Origin of the sequence: Flagellimonas spongiicola (assembly GCF_023502425.1) — a bacterium.
Classification (GTDB): domain Bacteria; phylum Bacteroidota; class Bacteroidia; order Flavobacteriales; family Flavobacteriaceae; genus Flagellimonas; species Flagellimonas spongiicola.
On sequence record NZ_JAMFMA010000001.1, the window covers coordinates 104,454 to 120,562 of the forward strand.

Consider the following 16,109-nt stretch of genomic DNA (forward strand, 5'->3'; position numbering starts at 1 on the left):
AATCCAATATGGCATTACTTAATTTTCAGAAGCCCGATAAAGTTATAATGATAGATTCAACAGATTTCGAAGGGAAATTTGAATTTCGCCCTTTGGAACCTGGTTATGGATTAACAGTTGGTAATGCGCTGAGAAGAGTATTACTTTCCTCATTGGAAGGTTTTGCGATCACTTCTGTGCGTATAGATGGAGTTGAACATGAATTCTCTGTTATTCCAGGCGTTGTTGAAGACGTTACTGAAATGATTTTGAACCTTAAGCAGGTTCGATTCAAAAGACAGATTGATGATGTTGAAAGCGAAACTGTTTCTGTTTCCGTAAGTGGAAAGGAGCAGTTGACTGCTGGTGATTTCCAAAAATTCATCTCAGGATACCAAGTACTAAACCCAGATTTGGTTATTTGTAACATGGATCCTAAAGTGAGCATCAATTTAGAGGTGATCATTGAAAAAGGTCGTGGTTATGTTCCTGCTGAGGAAAACAAGAAATCCAATGCACCATTAGGCAGCATTGCCGTGGATTCTGTTTTCACTCCAGTGAAGAACGTAAAATACAGTATCGAAAACTTTAGGGTTGAGCAAAAGACCGATTACGAAAAATTGGTTTTTGAAATCATCACTGATGGTTCTATTCATCCAAAAGATGCGTTAACTGAAGCCGCTAAGGTTTTGATCCATCACTTTATGTTGTTCTCTGATGAGCGTATCACGCTTGAAGCTGATGAAATTGCGCAAACAGAGACCTACGATGAGGAATCATTGCATATGCGTCAATTGTTGAAGACCAAGTTGGTAGACATGGACTTGTCCGTAAGGGCATTGAATTGTCTTAAAGCTGCCGAAGTAGATACTTTGGGAGATTTGGTTTCCTTCAACAAGAATGATTTGATGAAGTTTAGAAACTTCGGTAAAAAATCCTTAACTGAATTGGAGGAGTTGGTAATCAACAAAGGACTTCAGTTTGGAATGGATCTTTCCAAATATAAATTGGATAAAGATTAATCAATCATATTTTGCTCTCCTGATTATTGGGATTTGGTAGCAAGATGATAAAATAGAAAAATGAGACACGGTAAAAAATTCAACCACCTAGGTAGAACAGCTGCCCACAGAAAAGCAATGTTGGCAAATATGGCCTGTTCCCTAATTGAGCATAAAAGAATCAACACTACGGTTGCCAAAGCTAAAGCGCTAAAGCAATTTGTAGAACCATTGATCACTAAGTCTAAAACCGAAAACAACCAAACTACGGAGAAAAGTACCCATAACAGAAGGGTGGTTTTCAGTAACCTTAGAAACAAGTACGCGGTTGCAGAACTTTTCAGCAGCGTTGCTGAAAAAGTAGGAGATAGACCTGGCGGGTATACTCGTATCATTAAGTTGGGTAACCGACTTGGGGATAACGCTGATATGGCCATGATCGAATTGGTTGATTTCAATGAGTTGTACAATGCTGGAAAGCCTGCTAAGAAAACTACAAGAAGAAGTAGAAGAGGAAAGGCTAAAAACGTAGAAGCTGCCGCTCCGGTAGCAGAAACTAAAGCAACGGACGATTCAGAAGAATAAGAAGATGTTATTAACTATTGTATTAGTGGAAAAAGGATAAGTGAAAACTTATCCTTTTTTTGTGTTTTTTTGCAAACAGAAATTTAATGAGCATGAAATATCAGGCAAAGAAAAAAGCATTGGTGTTGTTGGCAGATGGCACCGTTTTTTATGGAAAAGCAATTGGTAACCAGGAAGGTACCGCTGTTGGTGAAGTATGTTTCAATACAGGAATGACCGGCTATCAGGAGATTTTTACAGACCCTTCCTATTTTGGTCAGATCATGGTTACTACCAATGCCCATATTGGGAATTATGGGACCAATTTGGATGAAGTGGAATCCGATTCTGTGAAAATTGCGGGATTGGTAGTTAAAAATTTCAGCTATGAATATTCAAGACCCAATGCAGACGCCAGCTTGTTGGAATTTCTTGAGAAAAACAAACTTTTTGCCATTTCTGATGTTGATACTCGAGCTCTTGTAAGTTACATTAGGGATAATGGCGCAATGAACGCTCTTATTTCTACTCGTGTTAATGAGTTGGATGCGCTTAAGGAAGAATTGAAACAAGTTCCAAGCATGGAAGGCTTGGAATTGGCTTCTAAGGTATCAGCCAAAGAACCATACTATTATGGCGAAGAGAACGCAGGTATTAAGATTTCTGCCTTGGATATTGGTATCAAAAAGAACATTCTCCGCAATTTGGCCAAAAGAGGCGCATATATTAAAGTATTTCCGTACAATACCCCATTTAATGAGTTAAAGGAATGGAGCCCCGATGGATACTTCATATCCAATGGACCGGGTGACCCTGAACCTTTGACAGAAGCGATTGCCACCGCAAAGGAAATGATCGAATCAGATAAACCGCTGTTTGGCATATGTCTGGGTCATCAAGTTCTCGCATTGGCAAATGGTGTTTCTACCTATAAAATGCATAACGGACATAGAGGAATCAATCATCCCATATTGAATTTGGTCACAGGTAAGGGTGAAATTACCTCCCAAAACCACGGGTTTGCCATAAATCGTGAAGAAACCGAGGCGAACAAGGATTTGGAGATTACCCATATTCATCTAAATGACAACACGGTTGCCGGTATCAAAATGAAGGACAAGGATGTATTCTCCGTTCAATATCACCCTGAGGCAAGTCCTGGGCCACATGACGCAGAATACCTTTTCGACCAGTTTTTCGATGCGATTCAGACTAGGAGCAACTAAAACGTTGTAGTTTATTTTTAGGTTATTATCAGTGTTTTATGAAGTTTATCATGAAGCAAAAGCTACTTCCTTTTGTATCTTTGCCGAATTAAATTCAACCATAAATTTTAAGTTCACATGAGCATTATTATCAACATTCATGCAAGACAGATTTTAGATTCAAGGGGTAATCCTACTGTAGAGGTAGACGTAATCACTGAGAATGGTATTTTGGGAAGAGCGGCTGTACCCTCTGGAGCTTCTACTGGAGAGCATGAGGCTGTTGAATTAAGGGATGGAGGTAACACATTTATGGGTAAAGGTGTTAGCCAAGCGGTAAGCAATGTCAATACGATTATTGCCGAAGAACTGGTTGGCACTTCTGTTTTTGAACAAAACCATATCGATGATACTATGATTGCCTTGGATGGTACGCCCAACAAGTCAAAATTAGGGGCGAATGCAATTTTGGGTGTTTCTCTTGCAGTTGCCAAAGCAGCAGCCAATGAATTGGGAATGCCATTGTATCGTTATGTAGGTGGTGTAAGCGCCAACACATTGCCTGTGCCAATGATGAACATTATCAATGGAGGGTCACACTCAGATGCACCTATCGCATTCCAAGAGTTTATGATCATGCCGGTAAAAGCAAAAGACTTTAGCCATTCCATGCAAATGGGAACTGAGATTTTCCATAATCTTAAAAAAGTATTACACGACAGAGGGTTAAGTACTGCAGTTGGTGATGAAGGTGGATTTGCTCCAAACTTGGCAGGAGGTACTGAAGATGCATTGGATACCATCGCCAAAGCGGTTGAAAAAGCAGGATACAAATTAGGTGACGAAGTAATGATCGCATTGGATTGTGCATCTGCTGAATTCTACGTTGACGGAAAATACGATTACACCAAATTTGAAGGAGATAAAGGGGTTGTAAGGACTTCTGAAGAACAGGCTGCTTATTTAGCAGACCTATGTGCCAAATACCCAATTATCTCCATTGAAGATGGAATGGATGAAAATGATTGGGATGGATGGAAAATGTTGACAGATAAAGTTGGAGACAAAGTTCAATTGGTTGGTGATGACTTATTTGTAACCAATGTTGAACGTCTTTCACGTGGAATAGAAAATGGAATTGCAAACTCCATTTTGATTAAAGTAAACCAGATTGGAACACTTACGGAAACCATTGCAGCTGTGAATATGGCGAAGAATGCAGGTTATACTTCTGTAATGTCCCATAGATCTGGAGAAACAGAGGATAATACTATTGCCGATTTGGCCGTGGCCTTGAACACAGGTCAGATAAAAACCGGTTCTGCTTCCCGTAGTGACCGTATGGCAAAATACAATCAATTATTGCGTATTGAAGAGGAATTAGGTGGAACAGCATATTATCCACAAGAAAAGGCGTTCAAAGTTCAGTAATTGATGATGATTTAATAGCATTAGAAAAGCCTTTCCACAACGTGAAAGGCTTTTTTTTGCATCCAATACAAACTTTGGCTAAATTAACTTAGCAAACTTACCTAAATGAAGAATTTTCTTTTTGTGGCAGCTGAAAACGACGCCCTTGCAAATTGCAAGGCCGGCGGTATGGGAGATGTGGTTCGTGACGTACCCAGACATATTTCAGAAAAGGGGGATAAAGTCCATGTGATTGTCCCTTCCTATAGTCGTTTACATCAAAATGGTTTATTCAAGGTTAATTTGAATTTTAACCTTAGAGGCATGTCCTATACGGCCGAACTTTATGAAGTGAAACCCAAAAAGGAATTTCCAAACATCGTACATTATGTTTTGCACCATCCAGAAATAGAAGCTGGGGATATTGCGCATATCTATCATAATGACCCTGAAGAACCATTTTATACTGATGCAATTAAATATTTCATCTTCTGTACGGCAGTAGCTGAAGCAATTAAAAAAGGTGCTTTTGGTGATTTGAATATCATACACTTGCACGATTGGCATTCGAGTCTTTTGTTATTCTTGCGTGAGTATCATGAGGAATACACCAATTTGAAGGACATTAGGTTTGTATACAGTATCCACAACCTAGCCATTCAGGGTATTCGACCTTTTGATGATAATTACTCATCGGTACGTAATTGGTTTCCGGAAGTCATTTACGATCATAGAAAATTGATGGATTACCGTTATCAGGACTGCATCAACCTTATGGCAGTCGGTATTCGATTTGCTGATGCGGTACATACAGTTTCTCCTTCATATAAAGAAGATGTGATGAAGCCAAGTTCCCCGCCTGAATTCATTGGTGGTGAGAGCTTGGAGAAAGACCTGCAACAAGCAGATGCAGAAGGTCGCTTGATTGGCATTCTAAATGGATGTAACTATAAGAATATCAATGTTGAGGAGTCAGGATTTATCTATAGAAATACTGTTAAGGCTTTGTTTCAATGGTTGCAAGAGGAATCCAAAAAGTACAAGGCAGATTTCTTGGCGCACACCGGGGAAAAAATCATGGAATATGTAGATCATAGACCTAAATTCATTGCTTCCAGTGTGGCGAGACTTACAGAACAGAAATTCTATTTTTTCAGAAGATCACCAGAAGCCTTTGTGGAAATACTTAAAAAACTTGAAAAAGTAGATGGTATTTTCATGTTATTGGGAACTGGAGCTCCAGAGTATGAAGAGTTGTTTCGCAAACTTAGCTATGAACATAAGAATTTCATCTTTACCAATGGGCAATCGGAAAATTTAATAGATTCCATTTATTTGGAATCGGATCTATACTTTATGCCCAGCCTTTTTGAACCCTGTGGAATAAGTCAAATGTTGGCCATGCGTAATGGGAATCCTTGTTTGGTCCACCATACCGGTGGTTTAAAGGATACCGTAAAGCACATGAAGACAGGATTCAGTTTTGATGGAGATACTTACGATGAGAAAATTAGGAATATGCTCGATAGCTTTGATCAGGCATTGGACATTTTCCAAAACGATAAACCTACTTGGGAAAAAATTCAGGCAGCGGCCAAAAGAAAGCGTTTTACCTGGAAGAAATCCGTGGATAATTACTACAAGGATTTATATCGATTTGAGGCATAGGTTAAGCTATAACACCTTAACAATAATTTGTGTCTTAAGCCCTGTAGAAAGGGGCTTTGGAAATTGTTAATGGCGCTGCTTTTTCGTAATTTCCCCTTCTGTTTAATTAAAACGTTTAGAAGTTAATATGTCGGACAAAGCAACATTGGAATATGCAGGCAACAAATACGAATTCCCAGTTATAGAAGGCACTGAGAATGAGTTGGCTATAGATATTAAAACCCTTCGCGGCACTAGTGGAATTGTTACCATAGACCCAGGATACAAGAATACAGGTTCCTGTGAAAGTGCCATCACTTTTCTAGATGGTGAAAAGGGAATTTTACGCTATAGAGGCTATTCTATTGAAGATTTGGCAGAAAAAGCCGATTTCTTGGAAGTTGCATACCTATTGATTTTTGGGGAATTACCCAACAAAGAGCAATTGGAAACGTTCCATAACGACATCAAGGAAGAATCCCAAGTGGATGAAGAAATGAAGAAGATTTTGGATGCATTCCCGAAATCGGCACATCCAATGGGTGTTTTGTCTTCCCTTACCAGTGCCTTGGTAGCTTTTAATCCGGTTTCAGTTGATATTTCGTCAGAAAAAGCCATGTATGATTCCATTGTTAGAATCCTGGCTAAATTCCCAGTATTGGTTGCCTGGACCCAACGTAAGAAAAAAGGCCTTCCATTGGATTATGGAGATGACACGCTGGGGTATGTGGAAAATTTCCACAAAATGATGTTCAAAAAACCATCTCAGGAATATAAAAAAGACACCATCGCTATTGATGCATTGGATAAATTGTTGATCCTTCATGCGGACCATGAACAAAACTGTTCTACTTCAACAGTGAGAATCGTTGGTTCTTCACATGCAGGATTGTTTGCATCGTTATCTGCGGGAATCTCTGCGCTATGGGGACCATTGCATGGGGGTGCCAATCAGGCCGTGTTGGAAATGTTGGAAGCGATTCAAGAAGATGGCGGTGATACAAAAAAATATATGGCCAAGGCCAAGGACAAGAACGATCCATTCCGATTGATGGGATTCGGGCACCGTGTCTATAAAAATTTCGACCCTAGAGCTAGAATTATCAAAAAGGCCGCTGATGAAGTATTGGGAAGTCTAGGTATTGAAGACCCTATTTTGGATATAGCCAAAGGATTGGAGAAAGAAGCATTGGAAGACGAATACTTTGTGAAGCGTAAATTGTATCCCAATGTGGATTTTTATTCTGGGATCATTTATCGAGCGCTGGGAATTCCAACTGATATGTTCACGGTAATGTTCGCGCTGGGGAGACTTCCAGGCTGGATCGCACAATGGAGGGAAATGCGTTTGCGCGGCGAACCCATAGGTAGACCAAGACAAATTTACATCGGAGAAAACCATAGACCGTTTGTTGAAGTCAATAAACGATAATTAGTATTCGATCAGTTAAAACATAAGGCGACCTTTAGGTCGCTTTTTTATTTGGAATTTCTAACCAATATTTCCGAACTTGAATTCAAGGATGCATCCAGTTTGTGGCAAATGCGCAGCGCACCCAAATGATAATAGGTGTCCTTTTGGGATAGGGAATCAGCAAGCAATCTTTCACTAAATTCCTTGTACGCAGAATGTAAAAAAAGATGAGCTTCCACTGCGCTCAGATTCTGGACCACGGAGTCCATGGCATGACTGTACTTAATTAACGATTTTTCAGCTTCTAATACCAGTAGGGAATCATTGGGTTGATTAAGCTGATGTTGTTCCACAAGTCTTTTAAGCTTTAATGAATCAATACAATCGGAATACTTAAAATTTGGATCACTTTTTTCTATAGTTTTTTCACTAAACGTCAGGGGTAATGTCTTGCGGTCGTTTATGATGCTAATGGAGGCCAAGCATAAACTTAGAATTGCAATGAAACAGATGAATAAAACTATCTTCTTCATCTCGGGTTAGTTGTTTACTTAAAGTTACTATACTTCCGCTGGAAAATTGAGTTTTAAATGATAAAATATGTGGAAATAAATACCGTTTAAAATACTGAAAAACAAAAAGTTAGACAATAGTAGGGAATAAACTAATGCATATTGGTTTTTGTCTTAATCATTGGGAATTAATTTCCCAATTATCAAGTGGAAATTCGCAAACAAAGCACTAGTTTTGCCTTAGGATTTTTGAGGATATCCTCACATTGGACAAAATTCCAGTTCCAATGCACTTGAAAATTAGAACTATGATGCAATTGCATGTTATTGATGAAACAAGCTCTTTGAAAGCGGTTATTTTGGGAACTGCCGAAAGTTGTGGTCCAGTACCTAAACCGGAAGAAGCTTATGATCCAAAATCATTGGAACATATCTTGGCAGGAACGTATCCCGAAGAAGCGGATATGATCAATGAAATGGATGGGTTTGCAAAAGTTTTCGAAAAGCATGGCGTAAGGGTATATCGTCCAGAAGTTTTGGAAAACTGTAATCAAATTTTTTCAAGGGATATCGCTTTTGTGATTGAAGACAAGTTGTTTCATTCGAACATTCTGCCAGATCGTGAACGCGAATTTGATGCAATTCATGGCGTTTTGGAATTGATTGATCCAACGAAGATTATACGACCTCCAGAAGAAGTTCATATTGAAGGAGGAGATGTTATGCCTTGGGGAGATTACATTTTTGTGGGAACCTATACTGGAGCAGATTATCCAGATTTTATTACTGCAAGGACCAACAAGGCTGCAGTGGAATTTTTAAAAGCGCAGTTTCCCGATAAAACAGTTAAAGCATTTGAACTTCGCAAATCCAATACGAACGCCAAGGAAAACGCTTTGCATTTGGATTGTTGTTTTCAACCCGTGGGTAAAAACAAAGCGATACTGCATAAAAATGGTTTTCTAGTCGAAGAAGAATATCAGTGGTTGGTTGATTTCTTTGGAAAGGAAAACATCTTCGAAATTGATAAGGACGAAATGTACCAAATGTTCAGTAATGTCTTTTCTATATCCCCTGAAGTAGTTGTTTCCGAGTGTAATTTCACACGATTGAATGATTGGTTGCGCGAACAAGGGTTTACTGTAGAGGAAATTCCCTATGCGGAAATTGCCAAACAAGAGGGTTTACTACGTTGCAGCACCATGCCTTTGATTCGAAGTTAGTCTTTAGAACACTTTTACAATAAATTATAACATCTATTAATTTTAAATGCAGATTACCAACACAATTCTCATGGTGCGTCCAGCTACATTTCGTTCAAACGAAGAAACAGCTGTCAATAATTATTACCAAAAATCTGATGTGACTCTAAGTGAAACAGCACTTTTACAAAAGGCTCAGGAAGAGTTTGATGCTTTTGTGGGTAAATTGAGAGCACAGGGTGTTGAGGTGGTTGTTGTGGATGCTGTTGCCGCTGATGACACCCCGGATGCACATTTTCCCAATAACTGGATATCTTTTCATGCCAATGGAACAGTAGCGCTTTATCCTATGTTTGCCGTAAACCGGAGAAGAGAGCGAAGAGAGGCTATATTGGACCTTCTTGAGGAAAAAGGGTTTGATATTGAAAATGTTGTGGATTATTCTTCGGCTGAGGATGAAAACCTCTTTTTGGAGGGTACGGGAAGTATATTATTGGATCGTGTGAATAAAAAGGCCTATTGTGCACTTTCTCCCAGAGCAGATGAAGAACTATTTATTGAATTCTGTGAGGATTTTGAATATACTCCGGTGATTTTTACCGCGAACCAAACGGTAAATGGAGCGCGAATGGCTATTTACCATACCAATGTAATGATGGCCCTTGGGGAAAACTTTGCAGTGATATGCTTGGATAGTATTGATGATAAAAAAGAACGTAAAAATGTGATTTCCCATCTCAAGGAAGATGGCAAAGAAATCGTTGCGATTACTGAAGAACAAGTGACTCATTTTGCTGGAAACATGCTTCAAGTTCGAGGAGCCAACGATCAAGCCTATATGGTCATGAGCTCCGATGCATATAGTAGTCTTACTCCAACACAATTGCAATCAATTGAAAAACATGGCCCAATAATCCACAGTGATTTAAATTGGATTGAGACCTGTGGAGGTGGCTCTGCACGTTGTATGATGGCTGAGGTGTTTTTGCCTAAAGCATAATCCTTGCTTTAAAAGTATCAGAAGTTATTCTTCAACGGTAAACTCACGTATTGCTTGATTGGGCTCCATTATGGTATATCCTTGCCAAAACGCGGGATCATACGCAGATAGATACGTGGCTTCTACCGTTTCATCTTCTTCCAACTGCTCTAATTGCGAAGTGGCAATGGAAGTGTTGTCAAATGCAACCAATTCGTACTTTTCCGTATTGTAGTTTACAATATCCAATCCTAATGAAAGTTCGTTTTGCTTGCGCGGACCTTTTACGTGTTTGTTCTTTTCAATTACTTTTAGTGGTCTGTCAACACCAAATTTTCTACCAAAGGTGAGGTTCATGAATTTAATGTTGTACTTGTCTTTCCCAAACTTGGAAAATACCGTACTACCTTGATAATCCAGTTCAGCATAACTAAAGCCTAATAGTTTGATGCTTTTAATAGCCTTTACATTTTCATAGTCCATGCGTACAATGGCAAAATCCTCGATGTTCACAAATAGTTTTCCTTGAAAGTCAGCTCTTCCTTTGGGAACAAAGCCAATAACGTAGACGCCTTGATTTTCAATTTCTGAATATCCCAATAGTTCATAGCGGTAGCGGTTGAGCTTTTTGGCTACATCCAACTTGGATTTTTTGCCCAAAAATTGGGAATGGATTTCGTTCAAAACATATTTTCTACCTCCTAGAAAACCATTTTTCTTGGGTTCCTGTAGCTCATTTTCCAATTCATCGGTTTCTTCTTCAGCTTCCAAAATGGAGTCCACTTGCACCTTTTCTCCAAAGATTCCAGATTTGATCTTTAGATAGGAATCTGGTTTCACGTTGGCCTTGAAGATTTCTTCCAGCTTATTGGATAAGGCTTCCATTGAGCCTTCATTGCTTTTGTCATACAATTCAGCAGCTTTGATGATCTCTAATTTGTTCTCCTCTGTGCCACGATAGTAATCACCTAAGGTTTCCGTATAATATGAGGCATTCCTTGGTAAGATGGAAATAATGCTATCCATCAATTCTTCGTTGAGCTCCTCAATGGTCGATTTCTTGAATTCAATATCCAGTTTCTGCAGTGTATTAAAACTAGATTGTCGCAGGAAAAAGCGTTGTTTTATAGGTTCGTTATCATAATTCTTAGGTAGGTTTTCCTCTACCAAGTCCATTATCTCATCCACGGTTAACTCTTTATCAAAAAGATAGACGCCCGTTAACTCGATGGCTTTCGGTTTTAAGGTAATAATACTGTCTTGCAGTTGTTCCAAAGTAAAACCGGTTTTCTGATACCCCATGGAAGATATGTAAATGGAATCGGGTAGTGCGCCATTCTCATCTAAAATAAATCCAAATCGACCTTCCTCGTTCGTTATTACCCCTTGATGTTCACCATATTGAATTGTTGCATATGGTATTCCTTTATTGGTTTTGGCGTCTACCAATTTAGAGGAGATAGCTTGTGCATTTCCAATGTAAATTGAAGCTACCAGAAAAATTAAGGAGCTGATGGTGTTTTTTGATTGCATGATTTTTGAATAAGTCTTCAACATATAGACAATGAAAATCGTAAAAAGGTTGCTTGTCCTTAGGACGATTTGCAGCCAATGTTGTAACAAGGATTATTCCAAATTATACGCATTCACCAAGTTTTTGATCATGCCATTGAAAATGAAGTAGTGGAAGGGCAGTACACTATACCAATAAAGTCGCCCTTTTAACCCTCTTGGTCGGAATGTAGCTGTTTGGTGAAGCGTATTGGAATCATCAATTCGGAATTCGAGCCAAGCTTCTCCGGGAAGTTTCATTTCAGCAAAAAGCAACAATCTTTTGGTTTTTTTATCGGCTAGTAGAACGCGCCAGAAATCCAGGGCGTCGCCTGGGAATAGCTTGTCGATATGGGTTCGTCCCCTTCGCAAGCCAGGCCCCCCATTGATTTTGTCCATGAATCCTCGAATTTTCCAAAGCCAATTGCCATAGTACCAGCCGGTTTCACCGCCTATTTTCCAGATGCGTTCCAATGCAATATCGGGCTGTGCAACAATAATTGATTTCTTGTCTTGGAGCACTCCAAATGATGGGACTCTTATGTATTGATGCAAATCTTCACGAATATTACCGCTGGAAATACTATCCTTCCAGCTACTTATCACAGAATTCTGTGCAATTTTTATAAAAGCTTTTGCTATGGCATCCTGGTAACTAATTGTGGTTATTCCCAGAATCTGTTGTAATCTGTTGTCTTTGGCAACAACTTCCATTTTCATGCTTTTTACCAGGTTGACCGCCAGTTTGTACGAAGTGGAGGTAACAAAGTACAGCCAATACGAGGATAATTTTGGTGTCATCACGGGTACTGTTAAAATCCAATTGCGAAAACCACGGACTTTGGCGTATTGTTGCAACATATCCTTGTAGGTCAGTACATCTGGGCCACCAATATCAAAAGATTGGCCATAGGTTTTTGTATTTCCCAATACGCCTGTCAAAAACTGTATCACATCACGAATAGCGATAGGTTGGGTTTTGGTCAACACCCACTTAGGAGTGATCATTACGGGTAGTTTTTCACAAAGATCCCTGATTATTTCAAAGGAGGAACTACCGGACCCCACGATTATTCCAGCTCGTAAAACCGTTAATTTATATGGTCCACCATATAGAATATCCTCAACATTTTTACGTGAACTTAAATGCTTGGATAGTTTTTTGTCATTTACAATACCACTAAGGTAAATTACTTGACTTGCCTTTGTTTGTGCAATGTGTTTGATGAAATTTTTAGCGGCAGCTGCTTCTTTTTTATCGAAATCACCTGTGGATGAGGTCATGGAATGAATCAGATAATATGCAACATCAATGTCTTTAGGCAGAACAGGATTTGAATTGGTATCCAAAAAATCGATTTCGATCACCTTAACTTTAGATTTTAGCTGATCACTGATGGAAAGCCGGTCTTTGTCCCGCACAGCACATATTACCTCATGCCCCATTTCCAATAGTTTGGGTAACAAGCGCATGCCAATGTAGCCGTTGGCCCCGGTCAATAATATTCTCATAGATCACCAATGGATGTGGGTTCGTTATCCGCTTTATAGTCCAAAAGCTTCTTGAAAAACTTTTGGATAGCCTTTGTGTCCGATCTTACTTTGATGAAGTATTGGTCACGATGTACGGAGTAAGCTGCAAAATCGCCCTTGTACAACTTTAACTTATAGTACGGGATAATCAGCCCGTAGGTTTCCAATAAGGACCTAAATCGAATGACAATCCCTTTAGGTCTCATTTCAATATTACAAGTGTCCATATTGTTATCCAGAATCAGAAGGTTTCGGATTTCCAGACTGCAATCCAGAATATGCAGTTTTGGGGAGCCAATGCCGTTCATATTCCAGCGTTCCTTCAAGGTGAATGGCTTGCCAACTTCAGCATCTATCTTTCGGGTAATTTCGCAATCAGTGTAGGAAACGTTCAGAAGCATTTCTAAAATTAACGAAAAATGTGTTTTTCCTAATGATGTAAAAGGTACTGGCTCAAAAAATATGTAGTTTTGCAGCCTTAATTCCAATGTGTTTATGAACATTCAAGAAGTACTTGCCCAAAAGGTTAAAGATGCTGTTTCTTCTATATACAATGCTGAATTACCATCGGTTGAATTTCAGCCCACTCGAAAGGATTTTGAGGGTGATGTCACGGTAGTCGTATTTCCCATGCTTCGCGTAGTTAAGGGAAATCCAGTGGAAATTGGCACTAAGATAGGTGAGTATCTTCAAGAACACGTTGACGAGGTTTCCAAGTTCAATGTGGTAAAAGGTTTTTTAAATATTGTAATTAACGATGCCTTTTACCTTGATTTTTTCAATTCCATCAAGACAGTACCCGATTTTGGTTATGTTACCACACCATCAAAAGATGCCGTAATGGTGGAATATTCTTCTCCCAATACTAATAAACCCCTTCATTTAGGACATATTCGAAACAATCTCTTGGGATATTCAGTTTCCGAAATCCTTAAAGCTGCAGGTAAAAAAGTATATAAGACCCAAATCATCAATGATAGGGGTATCCATATCTGTAAAAGTATGTTGGCGTGGAAGAAATTTGGTGAAGACGAAACCCCGGAATCCACAGGCTTAAAAGGTGATCACCTTGTTGGAAAATACTATGTGGTTTTTGATAAAGCCTACAAGGAAGAAATAGCCGAGTTAGTAGGGAAGGGCATTGCAAAGGATAAGGCGGAAAAGGAAGCACCAATTCTGTTGGAGGCACAAGAAATGCTTCGAAAATGGGAATCAGGTGATGAAGCTACCGTTACGCTCTGGAAAACTATGAACGGTTGGGTATATGAAGGTTTCGATACTACCTACAATAACCTAGGTGTTGATTTTGATACCTTGTATTACGAAAGCAATACGTATTTGCTTGGTCGTGATGTGGTAAAAGAAGGTTTGGAAAAAGGGATTTTCTTTAAGAAAGATGACGGAAGTGTTTGGATAGATCTTACAGACGAAGGTCTAGACGAGAAAATAGTATTGCGTTCAGACGGTACTGCAGTCTATATGACGCAGGATATCGGTACCGCTATTCAGAGGGTCACGGATTATCCCGACATCAACGGAATGGTCTATACCGTTGGAAACGAACAAGATTACCATTTTAAGGTGTTGTTTTTAATACTAAAGAAACTGGGCTACAATTGGGCACAACAATTATATCATCTGAGCTACGGTATGGTTGATCTTCCAAGCGGTAAAATGAAAAGTAGGGAAGGCACTGTTGTAGATGCTGATGACCTAATTGTTAGTATGGAAAAGACCGCGGAGGAAATTTCCAATGAATTGGGAAAATTGGATGGGTATACTGATGCGGAAAAGAAGCAATTGTACCGAACTATAGGTTTGGGAGCATTGAAATACTACATTTTGAAGGTGGATCCGAAGAAACGTATTCTTTTTAACCCAGAGGAATCCGTGGATTTTCAAGGGAACACAGGACCGTTTATACAATATACCTACGCAAGGATACAATCTATTCTGAGGAAATCCGAAGAAGGTGTTTCCGAGACCATAACCAGCGGATTGGAATTGCACCAGAAGGAAAAGGAATTACTTAAGCAAATACGTTTATTTCCGGAAACGATTCAATTGGCGGCCGAAAATTATAGTCCGGCCTTGATTGCCAATTACACCTACGATTTGGTCAAAGAATTTAATTCCTTTTATCAGCAAGTATCTATTTTGGGTGAAACAGATGCTGCCAAACGTCAATTCCGAGTGGAGTTATCGAGAAAAGTAGGGGAGGTTATACAATCGGCTTTCAAATTATTGGGCATAAACGTACCAGGCAGAATGTAAATGGGACAACTTTCGGAACAGCAAAAAGAGATTCTGGCGGTAATTTTAGCGCTAGGACTTCTTTATGTTTTTGCTAAAGTGGCCTATGAATATTTCCTGAAAGAACGTTTTTCAATTTACAATGTATTTCACCCTGTCCGAAGGATAAGTACACGTGAACGGCATTTTATTAGCAGTTTTTTGGTTCCATTCACCCAATTTTCCCCAAAACAGCGAAAGCAATTTTTAAAACGATTTGCATGGTTCAAGTCCAAGAAACCCTTCGTTTTTTATGGTACTATTGAAAACAAAGAGGAAATCAAGGCTTATGTGTCTGCATCCGCTATTCTCTTAACCATGGGAATGGAAGATTTTAGGTACGAAAAATCCATTTCCAGGATAATCGTTTACCCAAATCAGTACTATTCCAAAATTGGTAAAAGTCATCATATTGGAGAATACAATCCCAATTTGAAGATTTTGGTGTTTTCTGCTGAAGACCTGGTCAAGGGATATGAAATCTCCAATGATAATAGAAATTTGGGCATTCATGAGATTGCCCACGCCTTAATGTTCGAAACCCGTAAGAAAAGTAGCTGGGAGGCCCGGAAATTCAAGGTAGGATTGACCAAAATCAAACAGATTTATGATATGCCGGAATTTCAAGAAAGATTGGAACATTCCGATTATTTTCGAGCGTATGTGAATGCCAATTTCTATGAGTTTTTTGCAGTGATTTTGGAAAATTTTGTTGAAACACCCAAGGAGTTCAAAGTGGAGTTTCCGGGGATTTTTGACACTTTAAAACGAATGCTAAATATTGATTATAGCAATTTGTCTTAGTTTAACAAAGCAAAGG

The 16,109-nt window shown here is 39.1% G+C and carries 14 protein-coding genes; 10 read left to right on the forward strand and 4 right to left on the reverse strand.

Features of this window, described 5'->3' with window-relative positions:
- The first annotated feature begins 8 nt into the window (after window positions 1-8).
- The 6 genes from M3P19_RS00535 (at window position 9) to M3P19_RS00560 (ending at window position 7,238) form a co-directional block, all read left to right on the forward strand.
- Window positions 9-1,001, forward strand: coding sequence for a DNA-directed RNA polymerase subunit alpha (locus tag M3P19_RS00535; RefSeq protein WP_249655659.1), 993 nt, complete (start codon window positions 9-11; stop codon window positions 999-1,001).
- Between the two features lie 60 nt (window positions 1,002-1,061).
- A complete protein-coding gene (gene rplQ / locus M3P19_RS00540; RefSeq protein ID WP_249655660.1) occupies window positions 1,062-1,565 on the forward strand; it encodes a 50S ribosomal protein L17 in 504 nt (167 codons plus the stop codon).
- Window positions 1,566-1,657: 92 nt separating this feature from the next.
- A complete protein-coding gene (gene carA / locus M3P19_RS00545; protein ID WP_249655661.1) occupies window positions 1,658-2,770 on the forward strand; it encodes a glutamine-hydrolyzing carbamoyl-phosphate synthase small subunit in 1,113 nt (370 codons plus the stop codon).
- 117 nt (window positions 2,771-2,887) lie between these two features.
- Entirely contained in the window at window positions 2,888-4,180 is a 1,293-nt protein-coding gene (gene eno, locus M3P19_RS00550) for a phosphopyruvate hydratase (protein WP_249655662.1), read from the forward strand.
- Window positions 4,181-4,285: 105 nt separating this feature from the next.
- A complete protein-coding gene (locus tag M3P19_RS00555) occupies window positions 4,286-5,827 on the forward strand; it encodes a glycogen synthase (RefSeq protein WP_249655663.1) in 1,542 nt (513 codons plus the stop codon).
- A 127-nt stretch (window positions 5,828-5,954) separates the two neighbouring features.
- A complete protein-coding gene (locus tag M3P19_RS00560; RefSeq protein WP_249655664.1) occupies window positions 5,955-7,238 on the forward strand; it encodes a citrate synthase in 1,284 nt (427 codons plus the stop codon).
- 47 nt (window positions 7,239-7,285) lie between these two features.
- Here M3P19_RS00560 and M3P19_RS00565 read toward each other — a convergent pair whose 3' ends face one another.
- On the reverse strand, window positions 7,286-7,753 hold the full coding sequence (locus M3P19_RS00565) for a hypothetical protein (protein ID WP_249655665.1): 468 nt from the start codon (window positions 7,751-7,753) through the stop codon (window positions 7,286-7,288).
- A gap of 287 nt (window positions 7,754-8,040) precedes the next feature.
- Here M3P19_RS00565 and M3P19_RS00570 point away from each other — a divergent pair, with 287 nt between their 5' ends.
- Entirely contained in the window at window positions 8,041-8,955 is a 915-nt protein-coding gene (locus M3P19_RS00570; protein ID WP_249656792.1) for a dimethylarginine dimethylaminohydrolase family protein, read from the forward strand.
- A 46-nt stretch (window positions 8,956-9,001) separates the two neighbouring features.
- A complete protein-coding gene (ctlX, locus tag M3P19_RS00575; RefSeq protein WP_249655666.1) occupies window positions 9,002-9,934 on the forward strand; it encodes a citrulline utilization hydrolase CtlX in 933 nt (310 codons plus the stop codon).
- A gap of 24 nt (window positions 9,935-9,958) precedes the next feature.
- Here ctlX and M3P19_RS00580 read toward each other — a convergent pair whose 3' ends face one another.
- From M3P19_RS00580 to M3P19_RS00590, 3 genes are all read right to left on the reverse strand, one after another.
- The gene (locus M3P19_RS00580) at window positions 9,959-11,446 is read right to left on the reverse strand and encodes a carboxypeptidase-like regulatory domain-containing protein (protein ID WP_249655667.1); all 1,488 of its coding nucleotides are present in this window, start codon (window positions 11,444-11,446) and stop codon (window positions 9,959-9,961) included.
- A 93-nt stretch (window positions 11,447-11,539) separates the two neighbouring features.
- On the reverse strand, window positions 11,540-12,976 hold the full coding sequence (locus M3P19_RS00585; protein WP_249655668.1) for an SDR family oxidoreductase: 1,437 nt from the start codon (window positions 12,974-12,976) through the stop codon (window positions 11,540-11,542).
- On the reverse strand, window positions 12,973-13,398 hold the full coding sequence (locus M3P19_RS00590) for a hypothetical protein (RefSeq protein WP_249655669.1): 426 nt from the start codon (window positions 13,396-13,398) through the stop codon (window positions 12,973-12,975). Before M3P19_RS00590 ends, M3P19_RS00585 begins: the two co-directional genes overlap by 4 nt.
- Window positions 13,399-13,492: 94 nt before the next feature.
- On the opposite strand from M3P19_RS00590, the gene argS reads away from it, so the two are divergent.
- Together argS and M3P19_RS00600 are read left to right on the forward strand one after the other, a co-directional pair.
- Window positions 13,493-15,271 (forward strand): arginine--tRNA ligase, encoded by a 1,779-nt coding sequence (gene argS / locus M3P19_RS00595; RefSeq protein WP_249655670.1) that lies wholly within the window; start codon window positions 13,493-13,495, stop codon window positions 15,269-15,271.
- Window positions 15,272-16,093, forward strand: a complete 822-nt coding sequence (locus M3P19_RS00600) for a zinc-dependent peptidase (protein ID WP_249655671.1) — start codon at window positions 15,272-15,274, stop codon at window positions 16,091-16,093.
- Window positions 16,094-16,109: the final 16 nt, after the last annotated feature.

What these genes read in the sequence shown, in the direction of transcription:
- M3P19_RS00535 (WP_249655659.1), top strand. Translation starts at nt 9, where the DNA reads ATGGCATTACTTAATTTTCAGAAGCCCGATAAAGTTATAATGATAGAT.
- rplQ (WP_249655660.1), top strand. Translation starts at nt 1,062, where the DNA reads ATGAGACACGGTAAAAAATTCAACCACCTAGGTAGAACAGCTGCCCAC.
- carA (WP_249655661.1), top strand. Translation starts at nt 1,658, where the DNA reads ATGAAATATCAGGCAAAGAAAAAAGCATTGGTGTTGTTGGCAGATGGC.
- eno (WP_249655662.1), top strand. Translation starts at nt 2,888, where the DNA reads ATGAGCATTATTATCAACATTCATGCAAGACAGATTTTAGATTCAAGG.
- M3P19_RS00555 (WP_249655663.1), top strand. Translation starts at nt 4,286, where the DNA reads ATGAAGAATTTTCTTTTTGTGGCAGCTGAAAACGACGCCCTTGCAAAT.
- M3P19_RS00560 (WP_249655664.1), top strand. Translation starts at nt 5,955, where the DNA reads ATGTCGGACAAAGCAACATTGGAATATGCAGGCAACAAATACGAATTC.
- M3P19_RS00565 (WP_249655665.1), bottom strand. Translation starts at nt 7,753, where the DNA reads ATGAAGAAGATAGTTTTATTCATCTGTTTCATTGCAATTCTAAGTTTA.
- M3P19_RS00570 (WP_249656792.1), top strand. Translation starts at nt 8,041, where the DNA reads ATGATGCAATTGCATGTTATTGATGAAACAAGCTCTTTGAAAGCGGTT.
- ctlX (WP_249655666.1), top strand. Translation starts at nt 9,002, where the DNA reads ATGCAGATTACCAACACAATTCTCATGGTGCGTCCAGCTACATTTCGT.
- M3P19_RS00580 (WP_249655667.1), bottom strand. Translation starts at nt 11,446, where the DNA reads ATGCAATCAAAAAACACCATCAGCTCCTTAATTTTTCTGGTAGCTTCA.
- M3P19_RS00585 (WP_249655668.1), bottom strand. Translation starts at nt 12,976, where the DNA reads ATGAGAATATTATTGACCGGGGCCAACGGCTACATTGGCATGCGCTTG.
- M3P19_RS00590 (WP_249655669.1), bottom strand. Translation starts at nt 13,398, where the DNA reads ATGCTTCTGAACGTTTCCTACACTGATTGCGAAATTACCCGAAAGATA.
- argS (WP_249655670.1), top strand. Translation starts at nt 13,493, where the DNA reads ATGAACATTCAAGAAGTACTTGCCCAAAAGGTTAAAGATGCTGTTTCT.
- M3P19_RS00600 (WP_249655671.1), top strand. Translation starts at nt 15,272, where the DNA reads ATGGGACAACTTTCGGAACAGCAAAAAGAGATTCTGGCGGTAATTTTA.